Source organism: Mammaliicoccus sp. O-M54 (assembly GCF_022386035.1).
In the GTDB taxonomy this organism is placed as follows: domain Bacteria; phylum Bacillota; class Bacilli; order Staphylococcales; family Staphylococcaceae; genus Mammaliicoccus; species Mammaliicoccus sciuri_A.
Genome location: NZ_JAJNJE010000002.1, coordinates 110,804 through 131,405 on the forward strand (window position 1 = coordinate 110,804; position 20,602 = coordinate 131,405).

18 protein-coding genes are annotated in these 20,602 nt (G+C 32.1%); 8 read left to right on the forward strand and 10 right to left on the reverse strand.

Going from position 1 to position 20,602, the window contains the following annotated elements; translation table 11 throughout:
- Positions 1-18 precede the first annotated feature (18 nt).
- Positions 19-2,019: a PBP2a family beta-lactam-resistant peptidoglycan transpeptidase MecA1 gene (gene mecA1, locus LQ673_RS04580; RefSeq protein ID WP_196307693.1), complete on the forward strand. Its 2,001-nt coding sequence runs from the start codon at positions 19-21 to the stop codon at positions 2,017-2,019.
- 49 nt (positions 2,020-2,068) lie between these two features.
- On the opposite strand, the gene LQ673_RS04585 is transcribed toward mecA1, so the two are convergent.
- Complete coding sequence (locus LQ673_RS04585; protein WP_037589173.1) at positions 2,069-2,254, reverse strand: hypothetical protein; 186 nt, start codon at positions 2,252-2,254, stop codon at positions 2,069-2,071.
- Between the two features lie 195 nt (positions 2,255-2,449).
- Between LQ673_RS04585 and LQ673_RS04590 the strand changes: the two genes are divergently transcribed.
- From LQ673_RS04590 to uhpT, 3 genes are all read left to right on the forward strand, one after another.
- A complete protein-coding gene (locus tag LQ673_RS04590) occupies positions 2,450-2,887 on the forward strand; it encodes a MarR family transcriptional regulator (protein WP_037589172.1) in 438 nt (145 codons plus the stop codon).
- 20 nt (positions 2,888-2,907) lie between these two features.
- Positions 2,908-4,251 carry a dihydrolipoyl dehydrogenase family protein gene (locus LQ673_RS04595; RefSeq protein ID WP_196307694.1) on the forward strand — a complete coding sequence of 448 codons (1,344 nt, stop codon included), beginning with the start codon at positions 2,908-2,910 and terminating at the stop codon, positions 4,249-4,251.
- A 168-nt stretch (positions 4,252-4,419) separates the two neighbouring features.
- Positions 4,420-5,799 carry a hexose-6-phosphate:phosphate antiporter gene (uhpT, locus tag LQ673_RS04600; RefSeq protein WP_037589170.1) on the forward strand — a complete coding sequence of 460 codons (1,380 nt, stop codon included), beginning with the start codon at positions 4,420-4,422 and terminating at the stop codon, positions 5,797-5,799.
- 34 nt (positions 5,800-5,833) lie between these two features.
- Here uhpT and LQ673_RS04605 read toward each other — a convergent pair whose 3' ends face one another.
- From LQ673_RS04605 to LQ673_RS04620, 4 genes are all read right to left on the reverse strand, one after another.
- On the reverse strand, positions 5,834-6,568 hold the full coding sequence (locus LQ673_RS04605) for a response regulator transcription factor (protein WP_037589169.1): 735 nt from the start codon (positions 6,566-6,568) through the stop codon (positions 5,834-5,836).
- A gap of 5 nt (positions 6,569-6,573) precedes the next feature.
- Entirely contained in the window at positions 6,574-8,115 is a 1,542-nt protein-coding gene (locus LQ673_RS04610) for a sensor histidine kinase (protein WP_196307695.1), read from the reverse strand.
- Positions 8,112-9,065 (reverse strand): extracellular solute-binding protein, encoded by a 954-nt coding sequence (locus LQ673_RS04615; RefSeq protein WP_196307696.1) that lies wholly within the window; start codon positions 9,063-9,065, stop codon positions 8,112-8,114. The genes LQ673_RS04610 and LQ673_RS04615 overlap by 4 nt, the downstream gene beginning before the upstream one ends.
- Positions 9,066-9,227: 162 nt before the next feature.
- A complete protein-coding gene (locus LQ673_RS04620; RefSeq protein ID WP_126476579.1) occupies positions 9,228-9,971 on the reverse strand; it encodes a glycerophosphoryl diester phosphodiesterase in 744 nt (247 codons plus the stop codon).
- Positions 9,972-10,133: 162 nt separating this feature from the next.
- Between LQ673_RS04620 and LQ673_RS04625 the strand changes: the two genes are divergently transcribed.
- Positions 10,134-11,531: an MFS transporter gene (locus tag LQ673_RS04625; protein ID WP_196307697.1), complete on the forward strand. Its 1,398-nt coding sequence runs from the start codon at positions 10,134-10,136 to the stop codon at positions 11,529-11,531.
- A gap of 45 nt (positions 11,532-11,576) precedes the next feature.
- On the opposite strand, the gene LQ673_RS04630 is transcribed toward LQ673_RS04625, so the two are convergent.
- Entirely contained in the window at positions 11,577-12,746 is a 1,170-nt protein-coding gene (locus LQ673_RS04630) for a hydroxymethylglutaryl-CoA synthase (RefSeq protein ID WP_196307698.1), read from the reverse strand.
- Positions 12,747-12,848: 102 nt separating this feature from the next.
- Between LQ673_RS04630 and LQ673_RS04635 the strand changes: the two genes are divergently transcribed.
- The 3 genes from LQ673_RS04635 to brnQ all read left to right on the forward strand — a co-directional run bounded on the left by LQ673_RS04635 (position 12,849) and on the right by brnQ (position 17,141).
- Positions 12,849-14,006 carry a thiolase family protein gene (locus tag LQ673_RS04635; protein ID WP_196307699.1) on the forward strand — a complete coding sequence of 386 codons (1,158 nt, stop codon included), beginning with the start codon at positions 12,849-12,851 and terminating at the stop codon, positions 14,004-14,006.
- Positions 14,006-15,283: a hydroxymethylglutaryl-CoA reductase, degradative gene (locus LQ673_RS04640; protein WP_196307700.1), complete on the forward strand. Its 1,278-nt coding sequence runs from the start codon at positions 14,006-14,008 to the stop codon at positions 15,281-15,283. Before LQ673_RS04635 ends, LQ673_RS04640 begins: the two co-directional genes overlap by 1 nt.
- A 499-nt stretch (positions 15,284-15,782) precedes the next feature.
- Positions 15,783-17,141: a branched-chain amino acid transport system II carrier protein gene (gene brnQ / locus LQ673_RS04645; protein WP_196308364.1), complete on the forward strand. Its 1,359-nt coding sequence runs from the start codon at positions 15,783-15,785 to the stop codon at positions 17,139-17,141.
- A 57-nt stretch (positions 17,142-17,198) separates the two neighbouring features.
- Here the strand turns inward: brnQ and LQ673_RS04650 are convergent, their stop codons facing one another.
- From LQ673_RS04650 to pgaC, 4 genes are read right to left on the reverse strand one after another with little or no spacing between them, the layout of a single operon-like run.
- A complete protein-coding gene (locus LQ673_RS04650) occupies positions 17,199-18,239 on the reverse strand; it encodes an acyltransferase family protein (protein WP_196308363.1) in 1,041 nt (346 codons plus the stop codon).
- Complete coding sequence (icaB, locus tag LQ673_RS04655) at positions 18,232-19,098, reverse strand: intercellular adhesin biosynthesis polysaccharide N-deacetylase (RefSeq protein ID WP_239705543.1); 867 nt, start codon at positions 19,096-19,098, stop codon at positions 18,232-18,234. Before icaB ends, LQ673_RS04650 begins: the two co-directional genes overlap by 8 nt.
- The gene (gene icaD, locus LQ673_RS04660) at positions 19,085-19,402 is read right to left on the reverse strand and encodes an intracellular adhesion protein IcaD (protein ID WP_078099638.1); all 318 of its coding nucleotides are present in this window, start codon (positions 19,400-19,402) and stop codon (positions 19,085-19,087) included. Before icaD ends, icaB begins: the two co-directional genes overlap by 14 nt.
- Entirely contained in the window at positions 19,366-20,598 is a 1,233-nt protein-coding gene (pgaC, locus tag LQ673_RS04665; RefSeq protein ID WP_037589158.1) for a poly-beta-1,6-N-acetyl-D-glucosamine synthase, read from the reverse strand. Before pgaC ends, icaD begins: the two co-directional genes overlap by 37 nt.
- Between the last annotated feature and the right edge of the window lie 4 nt (positions 20,599-20,602).

A 20,602-nucleotide genomic window follows, 5' to 3' on the forward strand; every position in this document is an offset into this window, starting at 1 on the left:
AATTCTGGGAGGATTCTTATGAAAAAATTAATCATAGCCATCGTGATAGTAATCATCGCTGTTGGTTCAGGCGTATTCTTTTATGCATCTAAAGATAAGAAAATAAACGAAACAATTGATGCCATTGAAGATAAAAACGTTAAGCAAGTCTTCAAAAATAGTACTTACCAATCTAAAAACGATAATGGTGAAGTAGAAATGACAGACCGTCCTATTAAGATTTATGACAGTCTCGGTGTCAAAGATATCAACATTAAAGATCGTGATATCAAAAAGGTTTCAAAAAACAAAAAACAAGTCACAGCAAAATATGAACTTCAAACGAATTACGGCAAAATTAATCGCGACGTTAAATTAAACTTTATTAAAGAAGATAAAGATTGGAAATTGGATTGGAATCAAAGTGTCATTATTCCAGGCATGAAGAAAAATCAATCCATCAATATTGAACCATTGAAATCAGAACGAGGTAAGATTTTAGACCGAAACAATGTAGAGTTAGCCACTACAGGAACAGCACATGAAGTTGGCATTGTTCCTAATAATGTTTCGACAAATGATTATAAAGCAATCGCTGAAAAATTAGACCTTTCAGAATCGTACATTAAACAACAAACAGAACAGGACTGGGTTAAAGATGATACATTCGTCCCTCTTAAGACTGTTCAAAATATGAATCAAGATACAAAGAATTTTGTTGAGAAGTATCATCTCACAACACAAGAAACAGAAAGTCGACAATATCCGCTTGAAGAAGCAACGACGCACTTGCTTGGTTATGTTGGTCCTATTAATTCAGAAGAATTGAAGCAAAAAACATTTAAAGGTTATAAAAAAGATGCCATCGTCGGAAAAAAAGGGATCGAAAAACTTTACGATAAAGAACTTCAAAATAAAGACGGGTATCGTGTCACAATTATTGATGATAATAATAAAGTGATAGATACATTGATTAAGAAAAAGAAAAAAGATGGCAAAGATATTAAATTAACCATTGATGCCAGAGTTCAAAAAAGTATTTATAACAACATGAAAGATGACTACGGTTCAGGGACTGCTATTCATCCACAAACAGGCGAATTGTTAGCACTTGTCAGCACGCCATCTTATGATGTTTATCCATTTATGAACGGTATGAGCAATGAAGATTATAAGAAATTAACAGAAGATGATAAAGAGCCACTTCTTAATAAGTTCCAAATCACGACCTCACCAGGTTCTACTCAAAAAATATTAACAGCTATGATTGGCTTAAATAATAAGACGTTAGACGACAAAACAAGTTATAAAATTAACGGAAAAGGCTGGCAAAAAGATAAATCTTGGGGTGATTACAACGTCACAAGATATGAAGTTGTTAATGGTGATATCGACTTAAAACAAGCTATTGAATCATCGGATAATATCTTCTTTGCGAGAGTTGCACTTGAATTAGGAAGTAAAAAATTCGAAGAAGGTATGAAACGTCTAGGTGTTGGTGAAGATATCCCGAGTGATTATCCATTCTACAATGCACAAATTTCAAATAAGAACTTAGATAATGAAATATTGTTAGCTGATTCAGGTTATGGCCAAGGTGAAATATTGATTAATCCTGTTCAAATTCTTTCAATATATAGCGCATTAGAGAATAAAGGTAATGTGAATGCACCACATGTACTGAAAGATACGAAAAATAAAGTCTGGAAAAAGGACATCATTTCCCAGGAAAATATTAAATTGTTAACAGACGGTATGCAACAAGTCGTCAACAAAACACATAGAGAAGATATTTATAGATCATATGCTAACTTAGTTGGTAAATCAGGTACAGCTGAACTCAAGATGAAACAAGGTGAAACAGGACAACAAATAGGCTGGTTCATTTCATATGATAAAGATAATCCAAATATGATGATGGCTATTAATGTGAAAGATGTACAAGATAAAGGTATGGCAAGTTACAATGCCAAAATATCAGGAAAAGTGTATGACGATTTATATGATAACGGCAAGAAAACGTATCGTATTGATAAATAAACAAACAGAGCAGCATCCGTAATTGGATGCTGCTCTGTTTGTTATATCTTTAAAATATATTCATAAGAATTCTTGATATATATAGTAATGCGAGGATTAAACTACATATAAATACCATGCTCATATATTTTTTCTTTTTAGGCTTTGCTGCTTCTATTTCGTCTTTATTCTCTAGATATTCTAGCAATTCTTTCTCTATTTCCTCGTTAATATCTTTGTCATGATTTTCACTCACAACTATCCCTCCACGACTACATGTTCATCTTTAAATTTATATTATTACAATTTCTGTAAAAGGACAATCTTTACTTTTGTTATTTATAAGTTATCAACATTAGTATCTTTTTTCAATTTGTGAGCACCTTCTTTGATTAATCGCGCGCGATAGTTTAATATATAATCAATCGCACACGATAGAAAGGAGTATTTTATGGATCACAATATGAAGCTAGCCAATCAAGTATGTTTCTCAGCATATAATGTAAGTCGATTATTTGCTCAATTTTATGAAAAAGAACTTAAGTCATTTGGTTTAACTTACTCACAATATTTAGTCTTACTTTCATTATGGGAAGAAAATCCTCAAACATTACATTCGATTGGTCAGAAATTGGACCTTTCAAGCAACACGCTTACCCCACTTCTTAAAAGATTAGAACAATCAGGATGGGTTACTCGACAAAAATCAGACCAAGACAAAAGACAATTAATTGTTTCATTAACTCAAAAAGGAAAAGAACAAAAACAACCTATTTATGATGCCATCTCTAAATGTGTATCAGAAGAAATGGATTTAGAATTATACAAACAAACGAAAGACATTATGGATCAATTAGAAACAACTTTAAGAAAGCAATTAAATAAATAATATATAAAGGATGATAAACTATGAAAAAATTTGATGTTGTATTTATAGGTAGTGGCCATGCTGCATGGCATGCTGCGTTAACGTTAAAACATGCAGGCAAATCTGTAGCTATTATAGAAAAAGACACGATAGCTGGTACATGTACGAATTATGGCTGTAATGCCAAGATCTTACTTGAAGGACCTTATGAAGTGCTAGAAGAAGCTAGTCACTATCCTCAAATTATTGAATCTGACCAATTACATGTAAACTGGGAGAACTTGATGCAATATAAGAAAGCTGTCATTAATCCTCTTTCTAATACGCTTAAATCTATGTTTGAACAACAAGGTATTGAAGTGATCATGGGTGCCGGTAAATTAATAGATGCTCATACAATTGATGTTGAAGGTACACCTATTCAAGCTGAGAACATCGTCATTGCAACAGGTCAACATAGTAATAAACTTGATATAGAAGGTAGTGCATTAACACATGATAGTCGTGACTTCTTATCTTTAGATAAAATGCCAAATAGCATCACATTTATTGGTGCCGGTATCATTAGCATCGAATTCGCTTCAATCGCAATTAAATCAGGTGCTGAAGTTCACGTTATCCACCATACAGACAAACCATTAGATGGATTTAATGAAAAGCACATCGCAAAATTAATTCATAAACTTGAATCAGAAGGCGTACAATTCCATTTCAATGAAAATGTTCAATCAGTCCAACAATCTGGTAACAGTTACAACGTTACAACAGAATCAGGACTTAGCATCAACACTGAATATGTACTAGACGCAACAGGACGTAAACCAAATGTACAAAATATAGGATTAGATGAATTAGGCATTGAATATAGTGAAAAAGGCATTCAAGTTGATGATCATTTAAGAACAAACATACACAACATATATGCAAGTGGAGATGTATTAGATAAAACAATTCCTAAATTAACACCAACAGCAACATTTGAATCTAACTACATCGCGTCTCACATATTGGGCATCAATCCAAACCCTATTCAATATCCAGCAATACCATCAGTACTATACTCATTACCAAGACTTTCACAAATCGGTGTTACTGTTAAAGAAGCAGAAGATAACGAAGCATATACAATAAAAGACATACCGTTCGGTAAACAAATGGTATTTGAATATAAAAATGAAACAGAAGCAGAAATGACAATTATATTAAACGCAGACAAACAACTCGTAGGCGCAGAAATATACGCAGACGACGCAGCAAACTTAATCAACCTACTCACATTTATCGTTAACCAAAAACTAACAGCCAAAGAACTCAATCAACTCATCTTTGCATTCCCAGGCTCATCAAGCGGCGTGCTAGATTTATTAAAAGTAGCTATGATGTAGGATATAAAAAGCAGAGGTAAGACTACCGTCACTAATACGGAAGACTTACCTCTGTTTTTGTTTTGGAAAATCACTTCACTTTTTTGGATAAAATGACATTTATTCGTATATAAAGCGCTTACACAAATTGCTAAGATTTTTATATACAAAACTACACGGGGTGATTACATGCAATTTTTTGAAATTAACAAAATTCCTAACAAAGGAATTCCACTTTCAACTCAAAGAAAGTTATGGCTTCGACACTTTATGAAAGCTTTCTTTGTAGTATTCTTTACATATATGGCAATGTATTTAATTAGAAATAACTTTAAAGCTGCTCAGCCATTACTAAAAGAAGAAGTCGGTCTGACTACTTTAGAATTAGGATATATCGGGTTAGCGTTTAGTATTACATATGGGCTTGGTAAATCATTACTCGGCTATTTTATAGATGGTAAGAACACTAAGAAAGTTATTTCATTCTTACTTGTTTTAGCAGCACTTGCTGTTTTAATAATGGGCTTTACACTTAGTTACTTTGGTTCTATTTTAGGACTATTCATTGTTTTATGGGGATTAAACGGTGTGTTCCAATCAGTTGGTGGTCCAGCTAGTTATTCGACAATCTCAAGATGGGCACCACGTTCGAAAAGAGGACGTTACCTTGGATTTTGGAATACTTCACATAATATCGGTGGTGCAATAGCCGGTGGACTTGCTTTATGGGGTGCACATACATTCTTTAATGGTAGTGTTGTTGGTATGTTCATCTTCCCTTCAGTCATTGCTTTAATTATAGGTATTGCAGGTTTATTCATTGGTAAAGACGATCCTGAAGAATTAGGTTGGAATCGTGCTGAAGAAATATGGGAAGAACCAATTGAGCAAGAAAATATTGATTCAGTTCATATGTCAAAATGGGAAATTTTCAAAACTTACATATTAAAAAATCCTGTTATTTGGATTTTATGTATTTCAAACGTATTTGTTTATATAGTACGTATAGGTATAGATAACTGGGCACCTTTATACGTATCTGAGCATTTAGGATTCGGTCAATCTGATGCTATCAATACCATATTCTATTTTGAGATAGGTGCACTTGTTGCGAGTTTATTATGGGGATATGTTTCCGATTTACTAAAAGGACGTCGTGCTGTCGTAGCAGTTGGTTGTATGTTTATCATTACATTTGTAGTTATACTTTATACAAATGCTACAAGTGTTGCTATGGTTAATATCGCTTTATTTGCATTAGGTGCATTAATCTTTGGACCTCAACTATTGATTGGTGTTTCATTAACAGGATTTGTACCAAAACGAGCAATCAGCGTTGCTAACGGTATGACAGGATCATTCGCTTATTTATTCGGTGATTCAATGGCCAAAGTAGGACTTGCTGCAATTGCAGACCCTAAATCAAAAGGATTAAATGTATTTGGATACACACTTAGCGGTTGGACAGATGTCTTTATCGTCTTCTACTTCGCTTTATTCATTGGTATCATTTTATTATGTATCGTTGCATATTATGAAGAAAAGAAAATACGCTCATTAAATATTTAATATAAAAAAGGAATGGATTTTAACCCATTCCTTTTTATTTTTTCATATAATCACTTGGTGATACTTCTAAATATTTTTTGAATTGATAACTAAACACTTTATATTCTGAAAATCCTACCATGTCAGCTACTTCATAATGTTTATAATGGTGTTCTAGTAGATGAAGGGATTTAAATACTCTATATCTATTTAAGTAATCTAATATTGTAATACCTACTTCTTGTTTAAAAATCCTCATAAGATAGCTTTCACTTGCGTCAAATTGACTAAGCATTTCTTTCACTGATTGTTTATCATGATAATGTTTACGGATATATTGAATGATTTTATTTACATAATAGTCATCATAATCAACCTCTTTTAAAGGTTTGAACACTTCTATATCTACTTTTTCTTCTTGATCATCATACTTTTCATAAATCTTATTGAGTATTTGTTTTAATTCTTGTTGATTAATAGGTTTAAGTAAATAATCTGTTACTTTATGCTGAATGCCTGCTTTCATATATTCGTAATCGTCATAACTAGATAAAATAATTTTCTCACAAGAAATGTCTTTAATGTTCTCTAGTAATTGTATACCATTCATCTTAGGCATTCTAATATCAATAATTACGAGTAGTGGATGATTGAGATGTATTAATTCCAGTGCCTCTTCTCCGTCTTTTGCTAACAATACTTCATTGAAATTATAATCAGACCATTGTATAGAAGACTTCAAACCTTCTCTTATAATTCTTTCATCATCACAAATAATAACTGTATGCATAATACTCACCTACCTTTAGGAATTCTTAGAGCAATCATTGTGCCTTTATTTTCAATTGAATAAATTTTTATTTTTGATCTTAAACCATACTTCAATATTAATTTATGATTTAAATGGTTTAATCCTAAATGTGTTGTTTCATAAACAGAAAGATTTAAATTTTCTCGCGTTAATCTTAGTTGTTCTTTTGACATGCCATCCCCATCATCTTTAACAATAATAAGAAGATGATGCGCGTTTTCTCTTATTCGAATATTAATTGTTAAATCATGTTCACGTTCATTATGTTTGATCGCATTTTCTATAAATGGAAATATACACATTTTATCGATTTTCATTTCTTTAATATCAGAAGGTACATCGATTAATAATTTTATTTTGTCGTCAAATCTTACATTTTGAATAGAGATATATTTCTTTATATATAGGAGTTCATCTTTAACAAGTACATTATCAGACTTAACTCTTAATGAATATCTCAGCATTTCTGATAATTGTTGCAAAATTTCTTCCGCCTTGTTCGGAGAAGTACTTACAAGATATTGTATCGTTTGCATTGTATTGAATAAAAAATGCGGGTGAAATTGTCTTTCTATTTCTTTAAGTTGAATTTCTCTCAATGATTTTTCTGTATCTTCAATTGAATGAATTAATGCTTCATTGGATTCAAACAAATCATAAACATACTTATTAATTTCTTCTAGTTCACTTGTACGTGATAAAGGTTCATATGTACCTAGTTTTCTTTCTTTTGCGTATTTAATTCGCTTAATAATTGATTCTATATCTCGCGTTTGAACTTGAGAAATTTTACTAGAAGAAATGTAACCAAATATAGTTAAAATGACGAATGTTAACAACATAATTGATAATAATTTAAAACCGTCATTCAATATTTCATGTATATCTTTTAATAAAACAATGTGTGCATTTAACTCAGGTATATATTCACTTTTATAAACATAGCCAAATTTAGATAATGTGACTTTATAGTTTGACGGGATCTTTTCATAATTTGAATACAAGACATTATCATAACTATCTACTAATAATAAATGTTGATTATTTTTATAATGCAATTGATTCAAATAAGGTTGTTCTTCTATGTATATTGAAAGTTTATAATAACCATTGTTAAACTGTATATTTTGACTCTTTATGCGAAGTAAATTCGATAAATTTTTATCTTCATAATTATTCGTCATTTTTATATCATGATTTTCTAATATATAAATCATAGAAGCATCTTTTATGTGAATCGAGTCATTAATGAGACGACGTATTTCTGTTTTATCTTGATCATTCTTAGGATTTAAAGATTCAAATTTGTGTTTATCATTCTTAATGGCTTTTGTAACTTTTTGATTTAATGACGTGACAATATCTTTACTTTCAACTATATTATGCTTCAAACTATTCATTTCAAGTATTCTGTATACGCCTAAAAATGTTGCAAACCCTATTAATATAATTAAAAATGCCGGTAGTATAGTAGTGATAAATAAAGATTTTCTAATCATACGTTGATAAGGTTTAGTTGGTATCATTGAATCAACTCCAAAAATTGCTTTCTAGTTAGATGACTAATATCTTCATCTTTAATAACAGGTATTTCCCTGAACTTTGCTGCAACTTGCTTATTTTGATTAAAAACATCTTTTCTACCGGACTGAATTTTATACTCATCTGCAATTTTTTGTTGAACCTTTTTACTTTGTAAATAATTAATCAGTTTTTTACTTTTCGGATTAATATTTTCTTTTTTTACAAGTGCGATGCCGTCATGATTCAACATTGTACCTTCACTTGGATAAATCATTTTCAAAGGATAACCTTTATTAATATAAGCTTTAGCATCCGATTCATAACTTAAACCAGCATAATATTTACCTTTTGCTACTTCTTGAATAACTTTAGAAGATTTATCGACTTTATTTGCAGAAGACATAAAATCTTTTACGTCATCAACATCATGGTTGATACTTTCAATAGCTTTCATATGCTGATATCCCGTCGTTGTTTCTAGAGGATTAGAATAGACCACTTTACCTTTCAATTCATCTGCATGTAAGTCTTTATAACCTCTAACTTTAATATTTCCTATTAAGTCTTCGTTCACAACAATCGTAGTTGGCATTAATATGAAATCTGATACATACGGAACTTTTTGTTTAGCATATTTCATATACTTCTGATTTTTCGATTCGTATACTTCAAAATCATCTGGATGTTCAATCATTTCTGACAAAACACCACCAACCACAATATCCCCTAGTTCATCTTCATCTGATTGATGTATTTCCCTTAATAATACTTGTGTAGAACCCTGCTTTAGTTCAACTTTAACATTTTCAGTTTGCTCAAAGTCATTTAATAAAGAACGTATTAATTCTCTAGGATACGGAGAATAAACAGTTATCGTTTCTTGATGATTGTTTAATTTCTCACAGCCAGAAACAATCAATAATAAGCAAACTAAAACAAAAAAATTTTTCATACTTTTTCTCCCGTTTATTGTTTTTCATTTACTACTCTTGAAATTATTTTATCATTTGGAATAAATTATCAATATGCTTTTTTACATATTACAAACAAAAAACACTAGGTTATTCTATTTGAACAACCTAGTGTTTAAAAGATTATATTTTTATAGTCTCTCCTACTCAGACAAATGCACCATTTTATCTGCGCTGTCTGTGAATATGCCATCAACGCCCCAGTTTGCTAATTGGTTTGCGCGTGCTGGTTTGTTTACGGTCCAAACGTTTAATTCATAACCCGCTTCTTTGACCATTCTTACTTTTGCTTTTGTGAGTTTGGCATCTTCTGTATTCACTATCTTCGCATTGCAATAGTCTAACAATGTTCTCCAGTCTTCTTTGAATCCTGTTGTATGGAAGATGACGGCTCTTTTATATTCTGGCATGATTTCTTCTGCTAGTTTAACGAGTACAACGTTAAAACTTGATATGAGTACTTCTTGATTTTGATTTAAGTTTGCTAATTTTTCTTTAACTTGTTTTACCATACTTTTAGATAGGGCCAGTCCATTCGGTCCAGTGACGCCTTTTAATTCTACGTTTAAGTTCATGTTATATTCATTCGCTATTTCTATAACATCATCGAATGTTGGTAAGTGTTCATCTTTAAATTTTTCACCATACCATGATCCTGCTGATGCTTCTTTTAATTCTTCATAGTTTAATGCTGTTATTTCCCCGGACATACTTGTTGTACGGTCTAAATAGTCATCATGAATGATGATTAATTGTTCATCTTTTGTAATACCTACATCTAATTCTAGCCAATTTACGCCTTCTATTTCTGAAGCCGCTTTAAAAGATGCTATTGTATTTTCTGGAGCTTTACTAGGTAATCCTCTATGTCCATATATTGTTAACATATTACCTCTCCTTGCGTTTTTTATTTTTAATTTGTTAATTTTTTGATTCTTAGGGTATATATTTACAACAAACATCCGTAGAATCAGCATAACTGTATTATCACATTAATGGTCTGTTTATTGCCAACAAAATGTGTAACTTATTTTTAGGAGGGTATGGTTATGGCTAGTGAAACAATTACAATACATACGAAACAGGATATTATCGATTATGTGAACGAACGGAAGACGACAAAGCGTACGTCACTATTATTGATTATCGTATTAGGTACAATATTTTTAGATGCTTATGATTTAACAATATTAGGTACAGCGACTGATCAACTTACGCAAGAATTCAAACTTTCTCCAACTTACTTATCATTTATTATGACAGCAATGCCATTCGGTGCATTATTTGGTGCTGCGATTGGTGGATTTTACGCCGATAAATTAGGTCGTAAATTGATTCTATCTATCTCACTTATCTCTTTAATCATCGGGGCGATTGGTGCCGCGTTATCACCTGCACCAGCTATTTTATTATGTTTCAGATTATTAATGGGCTTTGCGATTGGTATGGATAGCCCAGTTGCTTTTACATTTATAGCAGAAATCAGTAATAAAAAAGATAAAGGCCGTAACGTCAACTATTGGCAAGTTGTTTGGTATATCGCCGTTGTATCTTCGGCACTTATCGTTATTTTGTTATATTCTCTTGGAACTGGTGCTTGGTTATGGCGTTATTCTGTAGCTCTCGGTGCATTGTTCGCAACGATTATACTCGTATTAAGATTATTTTATTTAAGCGAAAGTCCATCATGGTCAATGAAAAATAAAACTTTAACAGAAGCGAGTAAAGAACTCGAGAAGAACTACAACATCAATGTGAATATCGAGCCCAATAAAGGTGAAAATGAATCATTTAGTAAAACAGAAGTTAAAAATCCTTTACGTACGTTATTTAATAAACGCTATCGAAAAAGAACAATATTAGCGACTTCCATTGCGACATTACAAGGTATGCAGTACTACGCAATCGGGCTGTATATTCCTTTAATCGCAATTTATATTATTGGAGAGAACAAAATCGAATCTCTATCAGGTACTGCACTCATTAATATCGCGGGTATCATTGGTGGTTTAACTGGTGCATTACTCACAACAAAATACGGTGCACGTAAGTTAACAATCGCTGGGTTTAGTATTGTCGGTACAGCCATGATTATTATAGGTTTATTTTATGGACATACCTATACATGGTTAATTGCGTTAATGGTGGCATTCTTCTTATTTGGACATTCAGGTGGACCAGGAACTCAAGGGAAAGCAATTGCCGCCCTATCATACCCTACAATCCTACGAGGTAAAGGAACAGGCTTTGTAGAATCCGTAAGTAGATTTGGTAGTATGTTTGGTACATTTATTTTCCCAATTATATTAGCTAATTTAGGATTGAATAAGACAATGCTGCTATTAGCATTAGTACCTATAATTGGACTTATCATTACAACTTATATTAAGTGGGAACCAGTCGGTAAAGATGTCGAACACGAAGATCAATATATTGAAAAAGTTTAATACAAAATTCAAAAGCCTAGGACGTCTTGTCCTAGGCTTCATTCATTATTCTTCTGTTTTATATGTTCTAATGTGATCTGCGATACTGTGTAAGTATACTTTTGAATATGGGTCTTGTCTAAGTTCGCGATCGAAGTCGAATTCTTGGTTATCAAATCTATTAAAGAATGTTTCGTATTCTTCTACAGATAATTGTTCTCTTGATGCAAGCATGTCTAAGTGTTTTTCTTTATCTAGTGCTTTATCATAACCTTCTACGATTGAACCACTAAATATTTCACCTACTGCGCCTGAACCATAACTAAATAGACATACTTTTTGTCCTGCTTGGAATGTATGGTTTTGTAATAAAGAGATTAAACTTAAATACAATGAGCCTGTATAAATATTTCCTACGTCTCTATTCCATAATACAGAATCTTGATATGCATCCATTAATCTGTTTTTAATTGAATCTTCTACGTTTTCGTTTAAAATAGTCTTGAAGGCTTTTTCGCCCATTTTAGTAAATGGAACGTGGAAACAGAATGATTCAAAATCATTTACTTCATGACCTGTACGTTTAGCGTATTCATTCCATACTGTGTTGAATGATTCAATGTATGCATCTTTAGATAAAGCACCATCTACGACAGGATATTTTTCAGATGTTGGTCTCCAGAAATCATATACGTTATTAGTATATGCAACGCTATCGTCATTTAATTCTAAAATTCTAGGATTATGACTTAATAATAAAGCGACTGCTCCTGCACCTTGTGTAGGTTCGCCACCTGAATTTAATCCGTAACGTGCGATATCAGATGCAATTACAAGTACTTTCTTGTTTGGGTTGTTTGATAAGAAATCTTTAGCAAGTTGGATAGCTGCTGTAGCTGAGTAACAAGCTTCTTTCATTTCAATACAACGTGCAAATGGTTGAATATTTAATTGGTTATGAATCTCTATTGATGCTGCTTTAGAGTGATCAACGCCCGATTCAGTCGCTACGATCACCATGTCGATATCTTTTTTATCTTGTTCAGATAAAATATCTTGAGCTGCGTTAATACCCATTGATATAATATCTTGGCTCACTGGATTAACGGCCATTTTATTTTGTCCGATACCAATTTTAAATTTATTTGGATCTACTCCACGAGCATTTGCCAAATCTTCCATACTTACATAAAAACTTGGGATGTAAAAATCTAATTTATCAATACCTATTGCCATAATAATTTCCTCTCAATATGTTATTTTATATATTGAATGATATCAAACTACATTAAATATTGACAATTATTAATAAATAAATTTTTAAGGAGAACATTAAATATGAATAAAGTTGTAATCGTAAGTGCTCAAAGAACACCTGTAGGAAAATTCAGAGGAAGGTTGAGTAACTACTCTGCAGTAGAATTAGGGACTGCTGCTTTAAAATCTGCAATTAATAAAATTCAACTAGATCCTAAAGATATCGAGAATGTTATTTTCGGTAACGTTGTTCAAGCAGGTACGGGACAAAATGCTGCTAGACAAATTGCTGTAAATGCTGGTTTACCATACGAAACACCTGGTATGACAGTAAACGAAGTTTGTGGATCAGGACTTAAATCTATCATCTTAGGGAAACAACTTATTCAACTTGGTGAAGCAAATGTTGTTGCTGTTGGTGGCGTTGAAAGTATGACAAACACACCAGACCTTATTCTTAAAAAAGGCGACGCACCTGTTAAAAGTTTCATGCATGATGGTTTAACAGACGTCTTTCATAATATGGCGATGGGCCTAACTGCAGAAGCAATTGCAACTAAATATGATGTAACACGTGAAGAACAAGATGCGTTTGCTTTAAATTCACACTTAAAATCTGATAAAGCAACTAAAGCTGGTAAATTTAACGAAGAAATCGTTTCATTAGAAGATGTTAATGGTGAAACAATGACTTCAGATGAATTAATTAGACCAGAAAGTACAATGGAAGACCTTGCAACATTAAAAACTATTTTCAAAGAAGATGGTACAGTGACTGCGGGTAACGCTTCAGCTTTAAGTGACGGTGGTTCTGCTTTAATTTTAATGAGCGAATCATATGCGAAAGAACACGGCTACACAATCTTAGCAACTGTCGGACAACACGCTGAAATCGGCTGTGATCCATTATACATGGGTTATGCACCTTTCTATGCTGTAGAATCACTATTAAACAAGACTGGAAAGACAATTCAAGATATCGATTTAGTTGAGATGACAGAAGCATTCTCAGCACAAAGTATTCCTGTTAAAAAGAATCTGAACATTCCAGATGAGAAATTTAACATTTATGGTGGCGCGATTGCTTTAGGTCATCCACTAGGCTCAACTGGCTCAAGATTAGTTACAACGCTTGCACATGCCTTAAAACAAGAAGATAAGCAAACAGGTATCGCGACTGCTTGTATCGGTGGTGGCTTAGGCATAGCATTAATGATAGAAAAAGGAGTAGGACTTTAATGAAACCTTTAACGAAAGACTTCAGACATTTATCACGACCTGAGAAAATTCAACAATTAAAAGATCATGGTTGGATTAAAGAAGAATCTGAGCAAATATTACTCAATAATTCAGAAATAGATAAAGAACTTTTAGAGAATTTAATCGAAAATGTCATTGGTCAAGGTACCCTACCAGTAGGTGTCTTACCTGAAATTATAGTAGAAGATAAAGCATACGCTGTACCTATGATGGTTGAAGAGCCTTCAGTAGTCGCAGCAGCAAGTTTCGGTTCTAAACTTTTCAACAAATCTGGTGGTCTTAAAGTCGTTCAAAGTGACAATATTAAATTAGGTCAAATCGTATTTGATAATGTTACAGATACTGCTCAACTATCTAAGGATATATTAAATTTAGAATCAGATATTCACCAAGTAGCCGATCAAGTCTACCCTTCTATCCTTAAAAGAGGTGGCGGTTACCGTAAAATCGAAACGGATGAATTTCCTGAAGAAGGCATGCTTTCTTTAAAAGTTCATATCGATACTCGAGATGCAATGGGTGCTAATATTATCAATACGATTCTTGAAGGTATTGCGCATTATTTAGAAACGCAATTAAGTGATACAAACGTATTAATGAGTATCCTTTCAAACTATTCAACAACATCTGTGATTCGCATTGAAGGTAAAATTGCCGTTTCAGATTTGGATAAAGGTGATGTAAGTGGTGCAGAAGTCGCACACCGTATGGAAAGAGCATCTGTATTAGCGCACATCGACCCATATAGAGCAGTCACGCATAACAAAGGTGTTATGAATGGTATTAGCTCCGTTGTATTAGCTTCAGGCAATGATACAAGAAGCGTAGAAGCAGGTGCTCATGCTTATGCGAGTAAAGACGGACAATATAGAAGTTTAACAACTTGGAAATATGATAGAGATAACCAATTCTTAATAGGTGCTATAGAATTACCATTAACACTTGGCATTATTGGCGGAAGCATAGACCTCTTACCTATATCTAAAGTTACGTTAGACTTACTAGGCGTTAAAACAGCACAAGAATTAGCACACATTGTAGCAGCAGTCGGACTAGCACAGAACTTTTCAGCATGTCGTGCACTCGTATCAGAAGGCATACAGCAAGGTCATATGAATCTACACTATAAATCATTAGCAATTAAAATCGGTGCAAAAGGTAATGAAATCCAACTTATAACAGAAGCACTAAAAAATATGGATAAGCCAAACCTAGAAGCAGCACAAGGATTACTGTATGAGATGAGAAATAGCTAGAAATTTGGTGAGATTGGGTGGATTTCGGTGGAGTTCGGTGGGCTAACGATCTAGTTTCACTTTCTTGAACGTTAGAATTTCTAACGATCTTGTTTTTGAGTCTTGATCGTTAGATAGCTCATTTAGAGTAAAATCACTATTTCCACCTATGATTCAGTGCGCTAACGATCTTGTTTCACTTTCTTGAACGTTAGAATTTCTAACGATCTTGTTTTCGAGTCTTGATCGTTAGATATCTCATTTAGTGTAAAATCACTATATTTCACCTATGATTCAGTCCGCTAACGATCTTGTTTCACTTTCTTGAACGTTAGAATTTCTAACGATCTTGTTTTTGAGTCTTGATCGTTAGCGCCACAATAAAATCATAAAAGAGCCTAGAACAACATTCATCGTTGTTCTAGGCTCTTTCTTTGTTTATCCCGAATACCCATTTGACATCTTCTTACAATACGCATTAAGATAGTGAAGTTGATTAAAAAAATAGGAGAAATTTATCATCATGAAAAACAAACTGACTTTTAAAGAAAATATATATATTGGATCCTTACTTTTTGGCTTATTTTTTGGAGCGGGTAATTTAATCTTCCCTATTCATTTAGGTCAATTGGCGGGATCGAATGTTTTAACGGCCAATATTGGTTTCTTAATTACTGCGATTGGTTTACCGTTCTTAGGTATTATCGCAATTGGTATTTCTAAAACGAATGGAATTTTCGAGGTAACGACACGTGTGAATCGCAAATACGCTTATATCTTCACAATATTACTTTATCTTGTAATCGGACCGTTCTATGCGTTACCTAGACTTGCGACGACATCGTTTGAAATTGCATTTACACCGTTTATTTCAGATTCATCTGTCACATTATATTTATCGATATTTAGTATTTTATTCTTCTTAGTTGCTTGGTTTTTCTCAAAAAAACCTTCAAAAATTCTAGAATATATCGGTAAATTTTTAAATCCTGTATTTTTAGTCCTTTTAGGCTTATTGATTTTATTAGCGTTTATTAATCCAATTGGACAAGTATCAAATGCTAATATAAGTCCTGATTATGAAAATAGCGCGTTATTAAAAGGTTTCATTGATGGTTATAATACGTTAGATGCTTTAGCTGCACTGGCATTCGGTATTATCATCGTATCAACTATTAAAAAGTTAGGAATTACAAACCCAAATCATATTGCGAAAGAAACATTTAAATCAGGTACGATTAGCATTATTTTAATGGGTATTATTTATAGTTTATTAGCATTTATGGGTACGATGAGTTTAGGTCATTTCAAAGCGAGTGAAAATGGTGGCATAGCTTTAGCTCAAATCGCACGATATTATTTAGGTGATTACGGCATCATATTACTATCTCTAATCATTATCGTAGCTTGTTTAAAGACTGCTATAGGCTTAATCACAGCCTTTTCAGAAACATTTACTGAACTATTTCCAAAGCAAAACTATTTAATGTTTGCAACAGTTGTAAGTATTATTTCATGTATATTTGCTAATGTTGGTTTAACAAAAATCATTGAATACTCTACACCAGTATTAATGTTTTTATATCCATTAGCAATAACAATTATTTTGCTAACATTATTCAGTTCATTCTTTAATCATTCAAAAATTGTTTATCAATTTACGACATACTTTACAATGATTGCTTCATTTGTTGATGGTATTAAAGCAAGTCCTGAATTCATCGCAAATACAAGTTTTGCACATGCAGTTATCACTTTTGGCGAAAAATTCTTACCGTTCTTCACGATTGGAATGGGTTGGGTATTACCAGCCGTTGTCGGATTTATTATAGGTTTCATCGTATATCAATTTAAGAAATCATCATACAAAACAGCATAATATAAATAAAAGCAAGTTACCTCGTTTATGAGATAACTTGCTTTTTTATTTAAATATTTATTTGTTATAAGGTTGTCTGCCCATTACGTATTTAAAAATTTGAAATTCTCTTAATAAAATTCCAATCCCGAGACAACATCCCACAATAAACAGTAAAGATATTGGAATAAAGATGAATGTTTGTTCTTCAAATATACTTGTATATTGGAACATATATTCCAATATAATCGGATGTAGTAAATAAACAAAAAATGAATATCTACTAATCAATTCAACAGAACTAAACATAAATTCATCAAACTGTGTGCTAAAGTTAATTAAAATTAAAAATGCAAAAGTAATATATAATAAAATACGATAGTCCATACTACTAACCATCCAATAATCATGTTCTCCTACAAATACAAAAGCTATGTATGCAGCGATAGCTAAAAATACAATTAAAGCGATGTATTTCGATACGAAAGCTTTAATAGCTTGATAATTATGACCTACGTAAGAACCTAAAAAGTAATAAAATAACCAACCAATTATAAATGTTTCAGGACTAAATGGATAATAGTGACTTATAAATTCTCTAACAGGTCCAACATTTTGGTAGCTATACAAATAGATTGTATTGATCATAAACGAAATGATAAGACTCCATTTTGAAAAAAGTATTTTTGCGTTTATTCGATAGATAATCCAATTTAACAAGAAGAACTGAATAATGATTACAATAAAGTATCCATACCAATTACCTTGAATAACATTTTCTGTGTATTGCGTTAAGAATGAATCATTTAATTTAAGTGATTCAGAATAACTATAGAAAGCACCCATAATTAAGTATGGTAATAATATATATTTTAGCCTTGTTCTTAAATAGCCTGTTTTTAATTTATCATTATAATTTAGTGTCGTTAATAGTTGAGACAATATAATAAATGAAGGTGTCCCGATAATTAAGATCATTCTGATCCAATATAAGACTTGTAATTGTAAATTATCAGGTTCATTTGTATTTGTAAACTCGGTAAAAACATGTGTTAGTACAATTAATAAACATAAAAATGTTCTTAAATATATAAATTCAATATATCTTCCTTTACTCATGATTAAATCCTTCCCATTTCTTAACAAGCTTGTTAAAAGCGTCATCACTTACCATAACTCTTGGAATGTAAAAATTATCACTATCTGGAACAACTGCTTTTTCTTCCAATGTAAATCCATACTTGATTGATGTATCGTGATCAAGTTGTTTAATTAATTTATCGTTTGCTTGACCGTACGGATATGCGATCGCTTGTTCATTTCCATCTAGTTCATCTTTAATATAGTTCGTACTTTTATCGATATCCTGTTTAATGTTCCCCTTTTCAGCATATGATACAAATTTTGATTTTTCTTTTTTCATAGTATGCATATCATGTGTATGCGATGCAAAATCCCATAGACCACTATTCTTCATTTTGAGTAATTCTTTTTTAGGTGACATACGAATATTATGAAAATCAGGGTCCCCTACATGATCCGTTATTACAAAGCCCGTTCCTTGGACATCGTATTTTTTCATTATTGGAAAGGCATTTTCATAAATACTTTGATCCATATCATCAAAATTTAACCACACACAATTTTTAGGGAACTTACCTTTTTCTTTGTAATGAATGAATTCATCTAAAGATAAAAATTGAGCATTCTTTTCTTTTAACCATTTAATATGAGATTCGAATTGCGTGTCAGTGACACTATAAATTTTCAATTCTTTACTATTTGAGAATGCTGATAGCAATTTATCTATCCATGTGTCTTCTCGTACGCGGTGATAGTTTAATGCAAGACATCCATTTTTCTCCCCACCAAGTGTTTTTTGTTTCTTAGCAAGTGCTGCTTGATCACTAGAAATGAACATGAATAATATCAAAGCTATCATCATCGACCACTTAAGACTCATCTTAATAATTCTCATGTGGTACAGCTCTCTTTCTTCTAACGTTGAATAGAAACGTAATCATCAGATATACTGCAATAATGATTGACCCAATCACAAAATAATTAAAAATCGAGACAATATCACCTTTCTCAAGATTCAATATTACTCTTACAATTTGTATAAAATGATTGTCTATCGGTAATAACGAACCTACCATTACAAATAATACTGTTATGCAATATAGCCATAATATTGATGATGCTATAAATACGATTGACTCTCTAAAAATATTTAAATTTGATTCTACTCTTTTATGTTCCCTCTGTCTGGACTTGTCCATGTAGCAAACGCTCCTTTTTTTCTTTTAAGTGCTTTTGGAAATGCAACTACGACGACAATCGCATTGATTAACCAATAAAAAGTTGGATACCAACTTAAAAATATAAGAAATAAATTATTTTTTCTTTCATATCTACTATCAATTAATAAAGAAATAGTAAATTGAATAATGTTAATAAACGTCAGTAAGAATGCTGATATTAAGAAGATATTTAATTGATAATTATAGAAGTAGTAATCCAAGAAGTTTAATCGAAGTAGTGTGTAACATAAGATAACAACTATGCCATATACCCATATTACAGAAAGAATTTGTTCAATAAATAACAACCATAATGAAACGTTTCTTACTTTAAACATGTTCTTAAAATCTCTTAAAATCACTTCATGTCCACCTTGGGACCATCTTACCCTTTGTTTCCATAACCCCTTAAATGTTTCAGGCACAAGCATCCAACATAACGCTCTCGGTTCATATTTTATTTTGTATCCTGATAAATGAAACTTCCATGACACGGCAATATCTTCAGTAATCATGTCCGTATCCCAATATTGATTCTTCTCTAGTGCTTGTTTATTAAATAACGTAAACACACCAGATATCGTATTAACAAATCCGTTAATCGTTTGTGCTCTCTTAATACTGCCTATCATGCTTGCATATTCGATTGTTTGAATTTTCCCTAGTAAAGTAGATTTATTTCTAATACGTGGGTTCCCTGTTACTGCTCCAATTGTTGGATCATCAACCAAACTTTCCACCATATAGTACGGTGCATCATCGTCGATAATCGTATCTGCATCCACACACATCAAATATGGATATTGAGCATATTGAGCTGCAATATTTAACGCATTTGCTTTACCCCTATTTTCCTCTAAATTAATAAACTTAATTTTGTACGCTTGTTTAAGTCTTAATAATTCTGCCTTTGTATTATCCGAGCTCCCATCATTAACAGCAATAATCTCTTTGATCGGATATGAGAGGTCATTTAAATTCTTAATCGTTTCTGCAATGGTACTCGCTTCGTTGTAACAAGCGATAATAAATGAAATCCCTTCTTGTGGTTGATAATTAATATGCTTAGCTTTCAACTTTCTTTCAATAAAAACATAGTAAATCAAAGTCCCGATTATCCAAAAAATCGACATAGCAATTGGATAAACGATAAAAAATAACAATAAAAGTTCCATAATC

Bases quoted from the DNA above. Each gene is read 5' to 3' on its own strand.
- LQ673_RS04605 (WP_037589169.1), bottom strand. From the start codon at position 6,568: ATGCATACAGTTATTATTTGTGATGATGAAAGAATTATAAGAGAAGGT.
- LQ673_RS04610 (WP_196307695.1), bottom strand. From the start codon at position 8,115: ATGATACCAACTAAACCTTATCAACGTATGATTAGAAAATCTTTATTT.
- LQ673_RS04620 (WP_126476579.1), bottom strand. From the start codon at position 9,971: ATGTTAACAATATATGGACATAGAGGATTACCTAGTAAAGCTCCAGAA.
- LQ673_RS04635 (WP_196307699.1), top strand. From the start codon at position 12,849: ATGAATAAAGTTGTAATCGTAAGTGCTCAAAGAACACCTGTAGGAAAA.
- LQ673_RS04615 (WP_196307696.1), bottom strand. From the start codon at position 9,065: ATGAAAAATTTTTTTGTTTTAGTTTGCTTATTATTGATTGTTTCTGGC.
- uhpT (WP_037589170.1), top strand. From the start codon at position 4,420: ATGCAATTTTTTGAAATTAACAAAATTCCTAACAAAGGAATTCCACTT.
- icaD (WP_078099638.1), bottom strand. From the start codon at position 19,402: ATGGACAAGTCCAGACAGAGGGAACATAAAAGAGTAGAATCAAATTTA.
- LQ673_RS04590 (WP_037589172.1), top strand. From the start codon at position 2,450: ATGGATCACAATATGAAGCTAGCCAATCAAGTATGTTTCTCAGCATAT.
- LQ673_RS04650 (WP_196308363.1), bottom strand. From the start codon at position 18,239: ATGAGTAAAGGAAGATATATTGAATTTATATATTTAAGAACATTTTTA.
- LQ673_RS04630 (WP_196307698.1), bottom strand. From the start codon at position 12,746: ATGGCAATAGGTATTGATAAATTAGATTTTTACATCCCAAGTTTTTAT.
- LQ673_RS04625 (WP_196307697.1), top strand. From the start codon at position 10,134: ATGGCTAGTGAAACAATTACAATACATACGAAACAGGATATTATCGAT.
- pgaC (WP_037589158.1), bottom strand. From the start codon at position 20,598: ATGGAACTTTTATTGTTATTTTTTATCGTTTATCCAATTGCTATGTCG.
- LQ673_RS04640 (WP_196307700.1), top strand. From the start codon at position 14,006: ATGAAACCTTTAACGAAAGACTTCAGACATTTATCACGACCTGAGAAA.
- LQ673_RS04595 (WP_196307694.1), top strand. From the start codon at position 2,908: ATGAAAAAATTTGATGTTGTATTTATAGGTAGTGGCCATGCTGCATGG.
- icaB (WP_239705543.1), bottom strand. From the start codon at position 19,098: ATGAGAATTATTAAGATGAGTCTTAAGTGGTCGATGATGATAGCTTTG.
- mecA1 (WP_196307693.1), top strand. From the start codon at position 19: ATGAAAAAATTAATCATAGCCATCGTGATAGTAATCATCGCTGTTGGT.